Source organism: Amycolatopsis sp. NPDC051128 (assembly GCF_040682715.1).
Classification (GTDB): Bacteria; Actinomycetota; Actinomycetes; order Mycobacteriales; family Pseudonocardiaceae; genus Amycolatopsis.
Map to the genome: position 1 here is coordinate 90,982 of NZ_JBFBBN010000009.1, position 17,120 is coordinate 108,101.

The window sequence follows — 17,120 nt, forward strand, 5'->3', positions numbered from 1 at the left end:
CGGTCAGCGTCGTTCGACCTTGCTGCCCGGTCCCAGCAGGTCTTCGCCGGCCAACCGGGTTTCCTTGCCCGCGGACACCGTGAGATCGGCCTTTCCGGCGAGTGGCGTCAGGTCGGCTTCGTCGTCGTTGCCGAGCACCAGCGTCCGAAGCGCGGTCAACGAGGCGAGCGGGGCCAGGTCCACCCTCGGGCAGTTCATGAAGGCGACCCGGGTCAGGCTCGCGGTCCACCTGGTCAGTGCGGAGACGTTCTGCAGTGCGGGGCAGTGGCGGAGGCCGAGCGCAATTGGATTGTCCAAAAAGGACAATGGGGTCAGGTTCTGGAGGCTGGGAACGTGGTTCAGGGAGAGGGAAGGCAGGTGGTCCAGGGGTGCCAGCTCGGCGAGCCGGCGCACCTCGTCGATCCAGCTCAGCTGCAGGTGTTCAAGGTTCGGCAGTTCGGCCAGCCGCCGCCACCCGTGGGTCTCCACGTCGGCGAACACGCGGCGCAGGGTGGGGACGTCGGCCAGCGGTCCGAGGTCGGTCGAGCCGGGAAGCGGATTGCCCGTCAGGGTGATGCGTTCGAGGGATGTGCCCGCGAGCGACCGCAGGTCGAGGCCGGCGAGATCACCGATCTCCAGGCCCTTGAGCCGGGAAAGGTTCTGGACGAAGCTCAGGTCCCCGTGTCCGTCGTTGAACCAGCAGTGGAGGTATTCGAGGTGCCGCAGGTGCTCCAGGCCCGCCAGCTCCGCCGGGTCGCCCACGTAGAGGTAGCCGTTCGGCAGCCGGGTATCGGCCAGCACGCGTTCGGCGAACTCGGCCGGATCGAACCGTTTCCGAGCTGCGATCAGCTCGACCACCACGGCCAGTTCCTGCGACCCGTTGTAGCGGATCAGCAGCTCCAGCGCTCCCGGGCCGCCGATCAACGCGATCGCGTGGACGGTCGCCGCCGTGGCCTCGGCGTCCTCGGGCTCGCAGTCGGCGAGGAGGTCGAGGACGAACTCGCCCGCCGCCGCCAGCTCCTCCGCTTCGTCCGTGGTCTTCGGCGGGATCAACGTGCTGGCCCGGTCCTCGATCTCGTTGCGCAGCCGTTCGCTCAACACCGGTGACGTTTCCAAACAGGCCAACGCCACCAGGTCGAGCTTCAGCCGCTCCTGCTCGTCCGCGTCCCACTGAAGGATTCCGTCCAGCAGACGTTCACGTTGCGCGGGATGGGCGTGGCCCGCCGCCAGCACCACCACTTCGCGCCACTCGTCGAGGTGGGCGTTCGCCATCAGGATGCCGATGTCGTCCTCTTCGATCGCCGCCTGGGCGGCCAGGTATTCCTGGAACGTGCGGTGCACGAAGTCGATCCGGCCCGGGACCGGTTCGCGCAGCACGCCACCACGATCCAAGAGGTGGCGGAACACCGTCCGCGGGGTGACGTCGATCTGGCCCATCGAACGCAGCTTCGCCGCGACACGGGCTTCGGCGTCGGCGGCGGGGACGTCCGTGTGGCCGTTGCGGACCAGCCAGTACGCCAGGCTTCGCAGCAGCACCAGCTTCTCGGTCAGGGAAAGCCGGACGGAAGCTTCGATTCGCCGCTCGATGTCGCGGCTGTCGAGCAGCATGCGCAACGCGACTTCGTACAGCTCCATCCGGTTCTCCGGAAGCCGTCCGTTGCCCTCGTGGTGCAGGGCGCAGAGCAACGCGCACAGCAACGGGTTCTCGGCGAGCCGCCGCAATGCGCTCCGTGCGCCGATGGCCGTGATCAGGGCGTCGCGTTCCGCGTCGGGTGCCGCGCCCGGGAGCGCCTGGTGCCAGCGCGTGACGAACGTCCGGACGTCGCGCGGGGTCATCGGCTGGAGCCGGACTTCGGTGAACCCTTCGCCGCGCAGCCAGTCGGGGGCCACCGCGGCCGGGCGCGTGGTGACGACGAACCGGGCGCGCGGGAACGCGCCGACGAGTTCGTGCAGCCATTCGCGCACCTCGCGGCGGCGCTCGTCCGGGAGCTCGTCGAGGCCGTCGACGAGCAGGACGGCCCGGCCCCGGCGCAGGCGCCGCTGCACCCAGCCGGACGGCATCTCGTCGGCGATGTGCCTGCCGGCCTCGTCGAGGAAGCGCTCCGGTGCCGGCAGCGGCGACCGGCTGAACCGCCGCAGCCGCACCAGGAAGGGCGCCAGGTCGGCCCAGCCGTCGACGTCCTCAAGCTGCCGGCTCGCGCACTGGACGGCCAGCCACTGCAGCAGCGTCGTCTTGCCCGATCCCGCCTCGCCGCGCAGCAGGATCCGCGAAGACTTCGGCAGGACGTGCTCGATGCGGTCACCGGTCGCGTTGTCATCGTCCGAAGTGACCCTCAGGCTGAGATACGCCACCGACAGCGGGTACAAGCGGGTCGCATCCGTCAGACCCGCGCCGAACAGCGCCATCCGGTCGAGCGCCGTCACGACCTGGCGGCGGAAGTCCGCGGCGAAGTCGTCCGGGTGACGGCGTTCGGGCAGCGTCGCCAGCACGTTCCGGACGGTCTCGAGGATCTCCGTCTCCCGCTGGAGGATTTCGACGAGCGCGCCGGGCTGGAACCGGGGCAGGGTGCTCGTCACCTGGACCAGGTACGCGCAGCATTCCCGCAGCACCCGCTGGTACAACTCGGTCGCGTCGGCCGAGAGGAGCCGGGTGCCGTCGGGGACGGTCCGGAGCAGGTAGCGGTAAAGATAAGCGGCGTCGAGATCGGTGGCGAACAGGTCGTCGTCGGTCAGGGCCGCGTGGTCGAACGTCTCGCGCACCGCGTCGACCGCGGCGGCCCGCTCGTTCTCGGGCAACGCGCGGAACTCGACGTCGAGGAACGGCAGGAGCCGGTCGGCCACCCGCGACTCGAGGTTCGTGAACAACAGCCGCAGCTTGCGGCGGTCGTTGAGGCCGGTGGCCTGCTTCTCCAGCAGATCGAAGACCTTCGCGGTGGCGTCGGCGGCGATCGGGCGGTCTCCCAACCAGATCTTCGCCGCGGCCTTCACCACCGCCGTAGTCAACGCGATCGCCGAGGCTTCGAGGCTCACCGAGCCCAGCCTAGCCGAGCACCTCGTCCGTCGTGGCCACCTTCACCAGCGGGCCGTACAGCCGCAGGATGTCGAGCGCCTTGGCATGACTCGCGTCATCCGCTCCCGCGCACGCGTCCGACACCACTGTCACCGAGACGCCCGCATCCGCGGCCGCCAACGCTGTCGACAGGACGCAGCAGTCCGTCGACACGCCCGCCAGCACCAGCCGGGCCCCACCCACGCGCGTCGCCATCCGCGGGTTCCACTTGCCGAACGTTGTGGCGTCCACAGTGGACGGTGGCTGGAACGCGTCGATCACCTGGCACAGCGGTGCGTCCGGTGGCCGCAAGGCGAACGGCCACCGCTCGTAGTACTGCTTCCACGCGCCCTCCGGCCGGGCCGGGGCGACGAACCGGGTGAACACGACGTCGTCGCCGAAGGCCGTCACCAGGCGGCGGATCGGGGGCACCACCTCGGCGAAGCGCGGGGTGAACCACTCGCTCGCCGGGTCGGCGAACACGTTCTGCAGGTCGATGACCGCCAGGACCGCCCTCATGCCGTCTCCTGGGCGCGGACGCGGGACCGGGTCGGCAAAGTGACGAGGAAGCCCAGCGCCAGTGCCACCAGCACGCCGAGGTTCGCGTACGCCCACGCGCCGCCACGGCCACCGAGGCCGAGCGGCTCGAGGAGGTAACCCTGCCACTTCAGCCACCCCGCGGACGAGTTCGTCACCAGGCCCCAGCCGAGTGCGGTCGCCACCAGCACCAGCGCGATCGGCCCGGCCCGGACGTCGCCGTAGCGGCCGGCCGGGTCGAACAGCTCCCGCTCGGCGTAGTCGCGCCGCCGCAGCAGGACGTCCGCGAGCATCACCCCGCACCAGGCCGCGACCGGCACACCCAGCGTCACCAGGAATCCCTGGAACTGGCCCAGGAACTCGCCGCCGAAGAAGACGATGTAGATCGTGCCGAACACCATGATCACGCCGTCCACCAGCGCCGCCACCGGGCGCGGCACGCGCAGGCCCGCCGACAGCAGCGCCAGCCCCGACGAATAGATGTCCAGCACCGCGCCGCCGACCAGGCCGAGCACCGCCACGATCGCGAACGGCACCAGGAACCACAGCGGCAGCAACGTCGTCAGCGCCCCGATCGGGTCGGCCGCGATCGCCTTGTTCAGGTCCGGCGACGACCCGGCCAGCAGCAGCCCGAACACGAGCAGCACCAGCGGCGCCACCGCCGCGCCGAACGTCGTCCAGCCGACCACGCCGCGGCTCGACGACGACCGCGGCAGGTAGCGCGAGTAGTCCGCGGCCGCGTTGACCCAGCCGAGGCCGAAGCCGGTCATCAGGAACACCAGCGAGCCGACCCACTGCTGCGCCGAGCCGGACGGCAAGGCGCTGACGGCTTCCCAGTGCACGTCGCCGGCCACGAGGATCACGTAGACGACCGTGAGCACGCCGGTGATCCAGGTGATCCACGTCTGCAGCTTCATGATCGCGCCGAAGCCGAGCACGCCGGCGACGACGGTCAGCGCGGCGACCACGACCAGCGCGATCACCTTCGTCGGTGTCCCGCCGCCCCAGCCGAGCCGCTCGAACACCGTCGACGTCGCCAGCGTCGCCAGCGCGGTGAGCACGGTTTCCCAGCCGACCGTGAGCAGCCACGAGATCGCCGACGGCAGCCGGTTGCCGCGGACGCCGAACGCGGCACGCGAGAGCAGCATCGTCGGCGCCGACCCGCGCTTGCCCGCGATCGCGATGAAGCCGCACAGCAGGAACGAGAACAGGATGCCGACGACGCCGGCGACCAGCGACTGCCAGAACGAGATGCCGAAACCGAGGGTGAACGAGCCGTAGCTCAGCCCCAGCACCGACACGTTCGCGCCGAACCACGGCCAGAACAGCTGGCGCGGCGTGCCCCGGCGCTCGGCGTCGTCGATCACGTCGAGGCCGTTGGTCTCCACCTCGAGCCTGCGAGAACCGGTCATGTCGTGGCCTCCACCAGCTTGTCGATCTCCGCCCGGTCCGGCGCCGTCGCCGGGCCGGGGCGGGTCACCGACAGTGCGGCCGCCGCGTTGGCGCGCACTGCGGCGTCGAGGAGGGTACTGCCGCGCAGCAGCTCCGCGGCCAGTACACCGCAGTGCGTGTCGCCGGCGCCGTTGGTGTCCACCGCGTCGACCGGGAAGCCGGGGACGTCGACGGTCCGGCCGTGTTCGTGGACGCGGCAGCCCTTCGCGCCGTCACGGACGACGGTGACCGGTGGCAGCTCGCCGAGCACGTCGGCTTCGCGGGTGTTGCAGCTCAGAATGTCTACTGTGGACAGTATCGTTCGCAGTACCTCCGGATTGATCGATGCGACCAGCGGGCCAGGATCGAACAGCACCTTCGAGCCGGGCAGCCGGGGTAGCCACTCGAGGAGTGCCGCGCGATTGATCTCGTGCAGCAGACTGTATCCGGTCACGTACACGACGTCGTCCTTCTTTGGGAGGACCCGGTCGAGCAGGGCGCCCCGCAGCCGTCCCTCGGCGCCGGCACCCGTGGCGAAGGTTCGCTCGCCGGTCGCGTCGACCAGAACGACGACGACGCCGGTGTCCATTTCGGACAGTTGCTCCTGAGCCAGTTCGACGCCCTCCGCGGCGAGCGCGGCGCGGACGAGATCGCCGAAGCCGCCGGTGCCGTGGCTGCCGGCGTAGAGCACGCGAGCGCCGGACCGCGCGGCCGCGGCCATCACGTTGAACCCGCCGCCGGGCAGCAGGCTCGTCGAGGACGCCAGCACGTCGCCGCCCGGTGGCGGCAGGGCGGGCACCGCCATGACCAGGTCGAGGACGACCTGGCCGGTGTGCACCAGCCGCCCGGTCACCGCGCGCGCCGCCGCAGCGCGAGGAGTTCGTCGACCAGCGGGCCGAACTCGAGCCGGTTGACGCTGAGCACGGTGTCGACGACGTCGGGGCGGAAGGCGCCGATGCCGTGCGCGGCCCCGAGCATCGCCCCGCAGATCGCGGCGACGGTGTCGGTGTCGCCGCCGAGGCCCGCGGCCAGGCGCAGCGCCGACGGCGGATCGTCGCCCATGGCTTCGGCCAGCGCGAACGCGGCCACGACGGACTCCTGCGACGCCACCGACGTGCCGATCACCCGGGCGACCGCGTCGGCGACGGCGTCCGGCGCCATGCCCCGCACCCAGTCGCGCGCCCAGCGGATGCGGGCGGCGATCTCCCCGCCGGGCACCCAGTGCCCGCGTTCCCCACCGACGACGGCGGCGCGCTCGCCCGCGTCGAGCGCTTCGGACAGGCTCGCGCCGTCGACCCCGGCGGACACGGCGGCCGCGACCGCGGCGGCCGACGCGATGCCCAGGCTGGTGTTGTGCGTGACCCGCGCGGTCGCGACGACGGCGTCGACCAGGATGTGCAGGTTCTCCGGCGGCGTCGCGATGCCGACCGGCGTGACCCGCATGGCGGCGCCGTTGGTGGTTCCGGTGCGGCCGGCTTCCTCGGCCGGGACGCCGTCCTGCAGCCGGGAGAGCGCGCGCTTCGTCGACGGCCCGAGCAGGTCCGCGGAGCCGCGGCGGACCATGTCCGCCTCCCAGATGAGCAGGGCGTCGGCGAAGACGCGCGGCTCGACGGTGCCGCGGCCGTCGATGAGCAGCCGGGCCAGCAGGAGGGCCTGCTCGGTGTCGTCGGTGACCGAGCCGGCGGGCATCGACGGCGCGACCGGCTGCTCGGCGACGGCGGTGAGCAGCCCGGTGACCGGTCCGTAGGTGGCGGCGATCGCGGCGCGGGACATCGACTGCGTCGGCATGCCGAGCGCGTCGCCGACCGCCAGCCCGGTGAACGCGCCGAGCGCCCGGTCCCGCGCGCTCACCGGTGTCCGAAGGTGAGGTGGAACTGGAACCGATCCGGGTCCAGCAGGCTGACCACGCGCTCGACCAGCAGGCCCTCGACGTCGACCGAGGTGCGCTCGGCGCGGAGGAAGAGCTCGCCGATGCTCCGGCCGAGCAGTCCGGCGGCGCGGACGTCGAGACGTTCGGTGCTGATCCACTGGTCGCCGCCGACGGAGATCCGCCCGGCGGCTTCGAGGGTCTTGGTCAGGGAGCCGTCCAGCAGGCCCGTTTCGGGGAGCCCGGCGAGCGGCCCGGCGGCGGACACGGTGGCGGTTTCCAGCGAGATCCCGCGGTCGTGCTCGCGCCGCAGCCGCCGCACGGCGACGTAGGTCTTCTCGCCGAACTCTTCTTCGAGCGACCGGTCTTCGACGGTCTCGATGCCGAGGAGTTCGGTGGTGACCGGCGCCCCCGCGTCGGCGAGGGCGCGGGCCCAGCCGATCTGCTGGTCGAGCTGGACGCCGTCGAAGGTGACGAAGGAGCCGACGCCGGCCTGGGTGGAGATGAGTTCGAGCTGCTGCAGCTCGGACAGCGCGCTGCGGACGGTGCCGCGGCTGACCTGGTACCGCAGGGCGAGCTGGTTCTCGCCGGGGAGCCGTTCGCCGTGGGCGAGGCGCCCCGAGCGGATCAGCTCGGTGAGGTCGCCGATCAGGTGCTGCCGCTTGCTGTACATGTACACACCTGTACCCTGCGGCTTTGCGCTGGTCAAACGGCGACGAGCTCCCGCCGCCGCGACTCTTCGGCGACCATCATGCCCGCTTCCTTGGCGCTCACGCCGGCGATCAGCATGATCACCGCCAACGAGATCACGAAGATGACCGTGCTCAACCACACCATCGTGGACACCGGCAGGGTGAAGGCGCCGATCACGCGGGCGGCGCTCTCCAGTGCGAACCCGATGCCCCAGATGTAGCTGCCGCGCCGGAGGACGATCTCGAACCGCCGGTTGCCCCGCAGCCGTTCCCAGGCGGCTTCGTGGTCGGCCTTGCCGTGGGTGAGGAACGGGCGCAGGGTCTTGGTCATGATCGGCTGCGCGGTGAACGCGGAGACCAGAACGACGAGCCCGATGATGCCGCTGCCGAGCGAGTCCTTGGCGATCATCATCCGGGCGTCTCCGGAGACGAAGGTCAGCAACATGCCGACGACGTTGGTCACCAGGATGACGAGGGCGAGGCCGTTGAGGGTCCGGTCCTTGGCGAACTGGTAGAGCGTCCGGGCGAGCGGGAAGACGCCGGAGAGGGCGAGCGCGGTGAAGTCGCTCGCGCCGAGCGAGTGGAGCCCGTAGTAGACACCGAGGGGCACGGCGATCTCGATCGCGAGGGTCTTGAGCAGGGAGCTTCCGGGCTGGTTCGTCGTCATGGGAAGAGCTTGTCGCGGCCGGGGGTCCGGCAAGGATGCCGTCCGCCACGACTTCGGCCTGACAGATGTCACGGCCTCACATTCCGGGAGGCCGCGTCGTCGGGTAGGTCATGACGACAACCATGCCGTCGTCGCCGGGGCCCTGGCGTGGCGGCCGGGCGGGGCTCACCCCGGCTGATGCTGCCCGGGTTCAGCCTGCTTCAGCTCAGCCGAGCGCGCGGAGAAAATCTATGCCGGCTGAAGTAGACATTAGGTGCGAGCTGCGTGTAGAGTTCTCCTCGTACCGAGAGAGATAACGTCAAGCAGGCGCGGGAGAGTACGTAACTACCCGCGAGGTGAAGGAGGGAAGGACGCATCATTGGATCGCCTGCTCACGAGTGAGCGATCCTCGCCTCGTCCGCCTCTCGGCCGGACGACGCGAGTACCGGTGGCCGGCGGTCGCGTCGGTTGACAATGGTGAAACCCAACCCCGGGACCCCGGGTGCCGTGCACGGCACCCGGGGTCCTTTGTGTTGTGGAGAACTGCGATCCGGCGACGTCCCGAGCCGGGTCAGCCGCCCGAGTGCATGTCCTCGGCCTCGGGGACGCAGTCGTCGTCCGGGTCGTCGAGCCAGCCGTGCGGGAGGGTGACCTTGCCCGGGGAGCCCTGACGGCCGCGCGGCCCGGTGGCCGCCTCGGGGAAGGGGGCGTCGTGGTCGAGCTGGGCGATCAGGTCGTCCAGCTGGTCCATCGACGAGAGCATCGCGAAGCCGCGACGGAGTTCGGAGCCGACGGGGAAGCCCATCAGGTACCAGGCCATGTGCTTGCGGATGTCGCGCATGGCCTTGTCGTGGCCGTCGTGCTCGATCAACAGCTCCGTGTGCCTTCGCAGCACCTTCGCGACTTCGCCGAGGTTCGGCGGGGTCGGGATTTCGGTCCCCTTGAACGCGGCTTCGAGCTCGCCGAACAGCCACGGCCGGCCCAGGCAGCCGCGGCCGACGACGACGCCGTCGCAGCCGGTTTCGGTGACCATGCGCAGGGCGTCGTCGGCGCTGAAGATGTCGCCGTTGCCGAGGACCGGGATGCTGGTGACGGCTTCCTTGAGCGCGGCGATCTTGGTCCAGTCGGCTTGGCCGGAGTAGCGCTGCGCGGCGGTGCGCGCGTGCAGGCTGACGGCGGCGGCGCCTTCGGCCTCGGCGATCCGGCCCGCGTCCAGGTAGGTCAGGTGGTCGTCGTCGATGCCGACGCGGAACTTCACCGTGAACGGCACGTCGCCCGCGGCCTTCGCGGACTCCCGCACGATGTCGGCGAACAGCTTCCGCTTGAACGGCAGCGCGGCCCCGCCGCCCTTGCGCGTCACCTTCGCGACGGGGCAGCCGAAGTTGGAGTCGACGTGGTCGGCGAGGCCTTCGCCGACGATGATCCGGACGGCTTCGGCCATGGTCTTCGGGTCGACGCCGTAGAGCTGCATGGACCTGGGCTTTTCGTGCTCGCCGAAGGTCATCATGTGCATGGTGCCGGGGTGCCGTTCGACGACGGCGCGGGCGGTGATCATTTCGCACACGTAGATGCCGGCGCCGTACTCGGCGCACAGCTGCCGGAAGGCGACGTTGGTGATGCCGGCCATGGGCGCGAGCACGACTGGCGGATCGACCTCGTAGGGGCCGATCTTCAGGGCGGGCTTGCTCAGCAGGGCAGTCACGTCCTCCATTGTCGCTGGTGACACTCGTCACGCACAGCCGGCCTGCTCAACCTGCTCTCCGGGCCGTCACTTGTTCCAGACGGTGGCTTGCGTGCGAAGGGGACTACCAGCCGACGTCACGTTGAGAAGGAAGATCCGCCCTTCGGCGGTTCGCCCGCACACCTGGTTGCCCTTCGCGACGTAAGTCTGGTTTGAGCCATCGGCATCGACGGCCGACGCGCAGTCGTCCTTGCCCGGCTGTCCGCTCTTCTTCCAGACGGTCACCGTGGCTTTGCCAGTGACGTACAGCAGTTCGCTGCCGCCGAGGTCCATGATGTATTCGCCGTCGGTGTAAATCGGAGGGGCGAGGTCGAGGTTGAACTTGCCCCACTCGAGCTCGCCCGACCAGTAGACAGCCTTGTCCGGATTCACTGGCGCTGTCTTCGATGCGGTGTTGTCGGCCGGACCGGCTTCAGGTGCCGTCACGGTGACTGTCGCCGGAGCGGCCGTGAACGTTGTCGAGGCGGATGACTTCGCCTCCGGTGCACTGCTCCGGCCGATGAAGAAACCAGCGCCGGCGAGCGCGGTGACCAATGCCGCGATCGCCGTTATCCACTTGTGGCCCAGTTCTCCCCAGCCGGACTTCTTCGGCGACTGACTGTCGTCACTCATCGTGCCCCCTCGGCCTGACGTGGTCGGGGTAACACTTTACGGGGTCGGGTTTCGTCGACCAGGGCTTTACTGAGGCTGGGTCGAGTCGTAAAACACCTGCGCGATGGCCATGACCCTGTTCCGGCAGCTCTGCGTGTCGTCCGCGGCCAGTTTCCCGTCGGAGACGCCGACCTTGAACTGCGCGTTGCTGTCCCACACGGCCAGGGTGCACAGCTTTCCGGTGGGTGACGGTCCCCATGCCGCGCTTTCGCCGAGGTGCACCGCCGGGTCCGGCACGTAGCCGCCCGAGGACGTGTAGACGTCGACGCCGGTGCGCTGCTGCCGCACGGTGCTCACCTCCAGGTCGAGGTCCACCGTGACGGCGTCCGCCGAGTTGGCGAAGTGGCACACCCAGCCCTGGCCGATCTTCGTGCCGGAACTCTTCGGCGGCAGGTTCCCGACGCGGATCGCGACTTCGTCGCAGGTCGGCAGCGGCGCGGCGCCGTACTTGCCGCCGGTCTCGCCGTTGCCGCGGTTCAGGAACACGAACGCTCCCACCGCGGCGCCGAGCACGACCACCACCCCGACGGCCACGATCGCGATGATCCCGCCGGTCCCGATGCCCCGCTTCGACGGACCCGCCCTCACAGGTTGACCGCCTGGGGCCACTGGCCGCCGGGCAACCGGGAGTCGTTCATCAGGCCCTTCGCGTCCCGGATGCTGCCCACGGTCTGCATCAGCAGATTCGCGATGTCCGCCAGCCTGCCGATCGAATTGGTGACGAGCCCGCCGAGCGCGCCGGCCAGATCCTTGACCGCGAACGGGATTTCGACAACGGTCGCGGTTTCGAGGGCGGCCGTCACCACTTCCCCGAGGAAGTCGGCGACCAGTTTCACGAGCCCCGTCATGAACTCGACGTTGAGCTGGGCGATCTTGATCAGCCAGCTGCTGATCGTGTCGGCCTTCCCGCCTTGGCCGCCAACGGCCTCCACGGCGTCCCGCTGCGTCTTGGCCCGCTTCCAGTACTCGCTCGCGCCGCCGCCTTCCCAGTACGCGAGGTTGGGGTCCGCGGCGGTCTCCACGGCGACCGCCATGGCGGCGACGTCCTTCTGGACGTGGTCCTGCCAGTTGAAGCTCTGGACGATCAGGGACACCACCGGCAGGTGGTGTTCCACCGCGTACTGCACCAGCTTCACGAGCTTGTCCAGGCCCTCGCGGATCTTCCCCAGCGCGTCGGAGATCCAGATCATGGCCGGGCCGAGCACGTACTTCCAGTCGTTGATGTGGTGCACCGCCGCGTTGTACTTGGCGATGATCTCCTTGATCTTCGCCTCGACCTTGCCGAACAGGTCGTCGAGGGGGCGGGTGAACTCTTCGGGGCCGGCCGGACCGAGCGGGTTGAACGGGATGGTCATTTCGCCGCCGTTCCGTAGATCTGCTTGAGATCGATTTCGGTGATCGCCTCGGCCTGGTCGTACAGTTGTGCGGTCTTCTGCAGTGCTTCGTCGATCTGGTCGAACTCGACGATGGCGCCGTCGAGGGCGTTTTCGACGTACGCGCGCAGCGATTCGTACGTTTCGCTCAGCAGCTTCGCGTTGAACGCTCCGGCCGCGAGGGTGATGGGGTCGCCGACGAAGAACGCGGCTTCGCCCAGTGTCGCGTTCTTCACGGCGGGGTTCACCTTGCCCACGGTGTCGGCGAACCCCCGCCATTTCGTTCCTTCGGCGCGCACGGCCGAGGTGATCACCTTGTAGCCGACCATGGTCAGCTCCCCCTAAACGTCGTAGCGGAATTCGAAGGCGTCTTCGTCGTCCTCCTGGGCCGCGCCCCGGGCGGAGCGTGGCTTGGGCGAGGACGAAGTGGCGGCCAAGCCGGCCGCCGAAAACATTTCGAGGAAGTCCTGGCGCAACCGGCTCGCGCCGGCCTTCGGCAGGGTGCCTGCCGACCCGGTCACGCCGGCCGGACTGCCGCCCCGCAGGTGCAGCACGAAGAACCCGAGCGGACTCCGGACGTCGGTCAGTTCCGGGGTGGCCTGGCTCGCTTCGAGACGCCGGATGTCGTCCAGCTGCGCGTCGATTTCGCTGATCCTGGCCCGGACGCCGGCGATCCACTCGTCGTGGGGCTTCGGCTCGAGGTCGGCGGCCGGCAGGTCGGCCGGCCGGGGCGCTTCCGGCGCGTCGCGGGTGTTCGCGAGCTCGACGACCACCGCGCGCTGAGTGGCCGTGACGTAGGTGCCGAACAGCACCCCGGCCAGCTCGGCGGCGGGAATTCGCGACGCCCAGCTCTGCTGGATGTCGACGTCGGTCAGCTTGCGGCGCGCGTCGACGGTGACCCGGATGGTGCCACTCGCGTCCCGGGCTTCGTACTCCGCGGCCGGCCCGACTCTCTCGCCGCCCGGCTGCAGAAGGTCGTTCAACTGGGCGTTCACCGTCGCCGTGCTCGGCATGTCCAGCTCCGCGAGCACGACTTCGTCGCGATCGAATCCCAACGGTCCTCCCCTTGCGCCGTCGAGCCGGTATCGTACCGCCGAATGGCCCAGCTCGGGCGCGAATGGACATGATGCCGGCCGCGACCAGGACGTGACCCGGGTTTGAGTAGTGCTACGGATCCGCGGGCGGGCCTCGTGCGTGACCCTGACCGGTATGACCACCGAAGCAGATGTGCTCCTCCGCCTCGCCGGCGAGATCGACGACCTGGGGCGTCGTCTCGCTCTGGTGGGTTCCGAACTGCGGACCGTCCGGGCCGAAGACACCGAGGACGCCGAACAGCCGACGCAGGCACCGCGACCGCAACCCCAGCCCGAACCGCCGCAACCCCAACCACAGCCCCACCTGCAGCAACCCTGGCCGATGCCGCGGCCCGGGCCGGTCCCGTGGCCGCAGTATCAGTGGGCGCCGCCGCCCCAGCAGTACTTCCCGCCCCCGCCTCAGCAGCCGTACCCACAGCAGTCGTATCCCCAGCAGCCCTACCAGCCGTACCAGCCCGTCCCGCGCCAGAAGCTGGGCGAGAAGCTCGGCAAGGAAGGTGCGGGAAGCCGCGTGCTCGCCTGGGTGGGCGGAGCCGTGACGCTGCTCGGCGTCGTCCTGCTGCTCGTGCTCGCCGTCCAGCGGGGCTGGCTCGGGCCGCTGCCGCGGGTCCTCGTCGGCGCCGCGTTCGGGCTGGCGCTGACCGGCGTCGGCGGGTGGCTGCACCGCAAGCCCGCCGGCCGCACCGGGGCCTTCGCGCTGGCCGCCACCGGGATCGCGACGCTCTACCTGGACGTCCTCGCCGCGACCTCGCTGTACGAGTTCCTGCCGATGCTCGCCGGGCTCGCCGCCGGGCTGGCGATCGCCGTCGGCGGGCTGCTCGTGGCCGTGCGCTGGGAGTCGCCGCTGCTGGCCTCCGCCGTCGTCGTCGGCTGCGTCGTGTGCGCGCCGGTGATCACCCGCGGCTTCACTCCCGAATTGGTCACCTTCCTGCTGATGGTCCAGCTCGCGACGACGCCGGTGCAGCTGCGCCGCGACTGGTCGTCGCTGACGCTCGCCGCCGGGGTGCCGCCGCTGTTCGCGTCCGTGATCAGCACCGCGGTGCTCGGCGTTGGCGGCGGCTGGGCCAACACCGCCGCGGCCGCCGGCGCCGGTGTGGTCGGGGTGGCGCTCGCGCTGATCGTGCTGCGCCGCCGCGAGAACGACCCCGGCGCGCTTTCCGTGCTGGCGACGGTCGTGCTCCCGGTGCTGGTCGCGGCGCTGCTGCTGCCCAAGGCCCAGGCGGTGCCGGTGGCGGCCGGGGCGGGGGTCGTCCTGCTCGCGGTCTGGGCGACGCGCCGCTGGTGGCCCGGGTTCGCCGGGCAGGTGGCCGGGCTCGCCGGGTTGCTGGCGATCCTGCAGGCGACGGTCACGCAGTTCGACGGCCCGGCCCGCGCCGGTGTCCTGCTCGGCGAGGCGCTGCTGCTGGTCGTGGCCGCGCTGGGCGGGCGGAACCGGCTCGTGCTCGGCGCCTCGCTCTGCTTCGCGGCGATCGGTGGCCTGGTCGGCCTGTTCTTCGACGTCACGCCCGCGCTGCTGGTCGTCCACCGGCCCCGGTCGGCCGGTGACCTGGCCGGCGCGTGCGTGGTCGCCGCGCTGATCCTCGCCGTGTCGGTCGCGCTGCCGTGGGCCGCGGCCCGGCTGGCGGTCTTCCGCGGCCCGGCCGACGACCTGCCGGTGTGGCTCCTGGCCGGGGTTTCGGCGCTGTACGGCGCCGCCGGGGTCGTGCTGTGCGGGTCGCTGCTGGCGGTCCCCGGCCGGACCGGGTTCCTCGTTGGCCACGCGCTGATCACGGTGTCCTGGACGATCGCGGCGCTCGTCCTGCTGCTGCGCGGGATCGAGGCCGTCGCGCTGCGGGTGAGCGGGCTGGTCCTGGTCGGCGCCGCGGTGCTGAAGCTGGTGCTGTTCGACCTGTCGGCGCTGGACGGCCTGGCCAGGGTCGGCGCGTTCCTCGGCGCCGGGCTGGTGCTGATGGCGGCCGGGACGCGGTACGCGCGGCGCGTCGCCTCGCGCTAGCCCCGGAAGAAAATGTCGGTGCCTCGTGGTTACCTGGGTCACAGCCCGACGACCAGGGGGTAGGACCATGGCAGAACCAAAACTCGCCGACCGAGCAGGCGAGCCGATCGGCTGGCTGACCACTGTCACGCCGAAGGGGCGGCCCGCACCACGACCGGTGTGGTTCGTCCTCGACGGCGAGGACGTCGTGCTGTTCAGCCGGCCCGGCACGGCGAAGCTCCGGCACATAGAGGCGAACCCCGACGTGAGCTTCCACCTCAACAGCGACGAGCACGGCGGCTCGATCCTCGTCGTCAACGGAAAGGCGCACGTCGAGGCGGGGAAGGCCGCGGAGGCGCCCGGGTTCCGCGACAAGTACGCCCCCCACTACGCGGGGGCCGGATTCTCGGCGCCGGAGGCCTTCGAGGCCGAGTACTCCGTCCGCATCCGCGTGGTGCCCGAGCGCTTCTGGGGGTTCTGACTAGAAATCAACGTCCAGGCAGGCCAGCCGGGCGCCCGCGGTGCCCGCGTGGCCGGCGTCGGTGTGCGTGTGAGTTTCGTGGATGACCACGGACTTCGCCCGCCGGTCGGCGAACGTCCAGTCCACGGCGGACCGGGCGAAGCCGGAGCCCAGCCGGTCGGTGCTGAAGTCGAGCCAGATCTCGTTGCGGGGGTTCGCGTACGCGGGGTCGACCGACGGCTTCACCGGGTCGGGTGCGTGCTGGAAGTGCGGGCCGGCGGCGTCGCCGGTGGCATCGCACGGCTGCGCGTGCGCGTGGGCGCCGTAGGCCCGGCCCGGGCGCAGGCCGGTGACGACGAGCATGGTCGTCGTGCCGGCGTGCGACGCCGAGAGGCTGAACACGTGCGCCCGGGCGCCGGCCGGAACGAGGTCGGGGCGATACGTCACCGCGTGTGCGCCGGGGGCATACGCGGTGAACCTGCCGTGCTCGGTGGCGACGTGCACGGGTGACGAAGACGCGGCGGCGGCGCCTGGGGCGAGCAGGGCGACGGCCGCCGTGGCGGCGAAAGCGGCGATGAGACGCATTGTTCCTCCTTGGACGCAGTCCCTCCTTAACAGCCGGTCGGCGAGTCGTCATGGTCTTCACTCGAACGAGTGACACGTGTTCGTGGGAGGTTCACGGATTTCCCATCCGGTGGGCGCTCCTGGGGCCGGTTATGGTTTTCCTGTGCCCGAACACACCGGCGAAACCCGCAACGAACAGCTGACGCGCAACGTCGCCGAACTGCTGCAGGAACTGCGCGTCGCGCAGGCCGGCGTGCAGATCCTCTTCGGCTTCCTGCTCTCCGTCGTGTTCACCGACCGGTTCCACGACGCCAGCGGGTTCGAGAAGTCGCTGCACCTGGCCGCCGTGATGCTGGCCGTGGCGTCGACCGCCCTGCTGACGGCGCCCGCGGCGTGGCATCGGCTGCTGTTCCGCACCGGCAGCCGGGAGCGGATCCTGACCGTCGGCAACCGGCTCGTACTGGTCGGGCTGGTCTGCCTGGCGCTCGCGATCACGTCGACGGTCTCGCTGATCGCCAAGGTGGTCTACGGCGAGATCGCCATGGGCATCGTCGGCGTGCTGTCGGCGCTGATCTTCGGGGGCCTCTGGTTCGTCATCCCGATCCGGCTGCACCCGGACAACGACGACGACACTCAGCCGACGGGCCCACCCAAGTAGAGCGTGTCCTCCTGGACGAAGCAGAGCGGGTTGCCGAACGGGTCGTCCGCGTAGAAGGAGCGTTCGCCCCAGAACTGGGTCTCGATCGCGTCGTCGAGCCAGCGCGGCCCGGCGGCACGCACCCGCTGGAACGTCTCCTCGACGTCGTCGACCGCGAGGTAGACGATCCGCGGGTCCTTCCGCGGGCGGGGCTCACGGTGTTCGAGTGGTGCTTCGACGCAGGCGAGCACGACGCCGCCGCAGGTGAAGTAGTGCCGGTTGACCGCGATCCGCTCGCCGGGGTGACCCAGGACGTGCCCGTAGAACGCGACCGCCGTTTCGATGTCGTCGACGGGCTGGATCAGCCGGAAGACGCGAGGTCCGCTCATGCGACGAGACAGTACCGCCGCGGCCCGGGTGTTCATCC

Annotated in this window: 18 protein-coding genes; 3 read left to right on the plus strand and 15 right to left on the minus strand. The window is 70.5% G+C overall.

Features of this window, described 5'->3' with window-relative positions; all coding sequences use genetic code 11:
* Positions 1 to 3 precede the first annotated feature (3 nt).
* The 13 genes from AB0M82_RS12755 to AB0M82_RS12815 form a co-directional block, all read right to left on the minus strand.
* Positions 4 to 3,009: an NACHT domain-containing protein gene (locus tag AB0M82_RS12755; protein WP_364720692.1), complete on the minus strand. Its 3,006-nt coding sequence runs from the start codon at positions 3,007 to 3,009 to the stop codon at positions 4 to 6.
* Between the two features lie 10 nt (positions 3,010 to 3,019).
* Entirely contained in the window at positions 3,020 to 3,547 is a 528-nt protein-coding gene (locus AB0M82_RS12760; protein WP_364720694.1) for a cysteine hydrolase, read from the minus strand.
* Positions 3,544 to 4,977, minus strand: coding sequence for a cytosine permease (locus AB0M82_RS12765; RefSeq protein ID WP_364720696.1), 1,434 nt, complete (start codon positions 4,975 to 4,977; stop codon positions 3,544 to 3,546). The genes AB0M82_RS12760 and AB0M82_RS12765 overlap by 4 nt, the downstream gene beginning before the upstream one ends.
* The gene (locus AB0M82_RS12770) at positions 4,974 to 5,849 is read right to left on the minus strand and encodes a PfkB family carbohydrate kinase (protein ID WP_364720698.1); all 876 of its coding nucleotides are present in this window, start codon (positions 5,847 to 5,849) and stop codon (positions 4,974 to 4,976) included. The genes AB0M82_RS12765 and AB0M82_RS12770 overlap by 4 nt, the downstream gene beginning before the upstream one ends.
* A complete protein-coding gene (locus tag AB0M82_RS12775; protein WP_364720700.1) occupies positions 5,846 to 6,847 on the minus strand; it encodes an ADP-ribosylglycohydrolase family protein in 1,002 nt (333 codons plus the stop codon). The genes AB0M82_RS12770 and AB0M82_RS12775 overlap by 4 nt, the downstream gene beginning before the upstream one ends.
* A complete protein-coding gene (locus tag AB0M82_RS12780) occupies positions 6,844 to 7,536 on the minus strand; it encodes a GntR family transcriptional regulator (RefSeq protein WP_364720703.1) in 693 nt (230 codons plus the stop codon). Before AB0M82_RS12780 ends, AB0M82_RS12775 begins: the two co-directional genes overlap by 4 nt.
* A gap of 32 nt (positions 7,537 to 7,568) precedes the next feature.
* A complete protein-coding gene (locus tag AB0M82_RS12785) occupies positions 7,569 to 8,222 on the minus strand; it encodes a VC0807 family protein (protein WP_364720705.1) in 654 nt (217 codons plus the stop codon).
* Between the two features lie 550 nt (positions 8,223 to 8,772).
* Positions 8,773 to 9,912, minus strand: coding sequence for a tRNA dihydrouridine synthase DusB (gene dusB, locus AB0M82_RS12790; protein ID WP_364720708.1), 1,140 nt, complete (start codon positions 9,910 to 9,912; stop codon positions 8,773 to 8,775).
* A gap of 57 nt (positions 9,913 to 9,969) precedes the next feature.
* Positions 9,970 to 10,554, minus strand: a complete 585-nt coding sequence (locus AB0M82_RS12795) for a hypothetical protein (protein WP_364720711.1) — start codon at positions 10,552 to 10,554, stop codon at positions 9,970 to 9,972.
* Positions 10,555 to 10,620: 66 nt separating this feature from the next.
* Positions 10,621 to 11,127, minus strand: a complete 507-nt coding sequence (locus AB0M82_RS12800) for a hypothetical protein (RefSeq protein WP_364720713.1) — start codon at positions 11,125 to 11,127, stop codon at positions 10,621 to 10,623.
* Positions 11,128 to 11,177: 50 nt separating this feature from the next.
* A complete protein-coding gene (locus AB0M82_RS12805; RefSeq protein ID WP_364720716.1) occupies positions 11,178 to 11,948 on the minus strand; it encodes a hypothetical protein in 771 nt (256 codons plus the stop codon).
* Positions 11,945 to 12,295 (minus strand): hypothetical protein, encoded by a 351-nt coding sequence (locus AB0M82_RS12810; protein ID WP_364720719.1) that lies wholly within the window; start codon positions 12,293 to 12,295, stop codon positions 11,945 to 11,947. The genes AB0M82_RS12805 and AB0M82_RS12810 overlap by 4 nt, the downstream gene beginning before the upstream one ends.
* Before the next feature lie 12 nt (positions 12,296 to 12,307).
* Complete coding sequence (locus AB0M82_RS12815) at positions 12,308 to 13,021, minus strand: hypothetical protein (RefSeq protein WP_364720722.1); 714 nt, start codon at positions 13,019 to 13,021, stop codon at positions 12,308 to 12,310.
* Between the two features lie 154 nt (positions 13,022 to 13,175).
* Between AB0M82_RS12815 and AB0M82_RS12820 the strand changes: the two genes are divergently transcribed.
* Positions 13,176 to 15,053: a DUF2339 domain-containing protein gene (locus tag AB0M82_RS12820; protein WP_364720725.1), complete on the plus strand. Its 1,878-nt coding sequence runs from the start codon at positions 13,176 to 13,178 to the stop codon at positions 15,051 to 15,053.
* A 67-nt stretch (positions 15,054 to 15,120) separates the two neighbouring features.
* A complete protein-coding gene (locus AB0M82_RS12825; RefSeq protein WP_364720728.1) occupies positions 15,121 to 15,513 on the plus strand; it encodes a TIGR03667 family PPOX class F420-dependent oxidoreductase in 393 nt (130 codons plus the stop codon).
* Here AB0M82_RS12825 and AB0M82_RS12830 read toward each other — a convergent pair whose 3' ends face one another.
* Positions 15,514 to 16,077 (minus strand): superoxide dismutase, encoded by a 564-nt coding sequence (locus AB0M82_RS12830; protein WP_364720730.1) that lies wholly within the window; start codon positions 16,075 to 16,077, stop codon positions 15,514 to 15,516.
* 142 nt (positions 16,078 to 16,219) lie between these two features.
* Here AB0M82_RS12830 and AB0M82_RS12835 point away from each other — a divergent pair, with 142 nt between their 5' ends.
* Entirely contained in the window at positions 16,220 to 16,714 is a 495-nt protein-coding gene (locus tag AB0M82_RS12835; protein ID WP_364720732.1) for a DUF6328 family protein, read from the plus strand.
* On the opposite strand, the gene AB0M82_RS12840 is transcribed toward AB0M82_RS12835, so the two are convergent.
* Positions 16,690 to 17,082 (minus strand): VOC family protein, encoded by a 393-nt coding sequence (locus AB0M82_RS12840; RefSeq protein WP_364720735.1) that lies wholly within the window; start codon positions 17,080 to 17,082, stop codon positions 16,690 to 16,692. The two genes, AB0M82_RS12835 and AB0M82_RS12840, sit on opposite strands and share 25 nt — an antisense overlap.
* Positions 17,083 to 17,120: the final 38 nt, after the last annotated feature.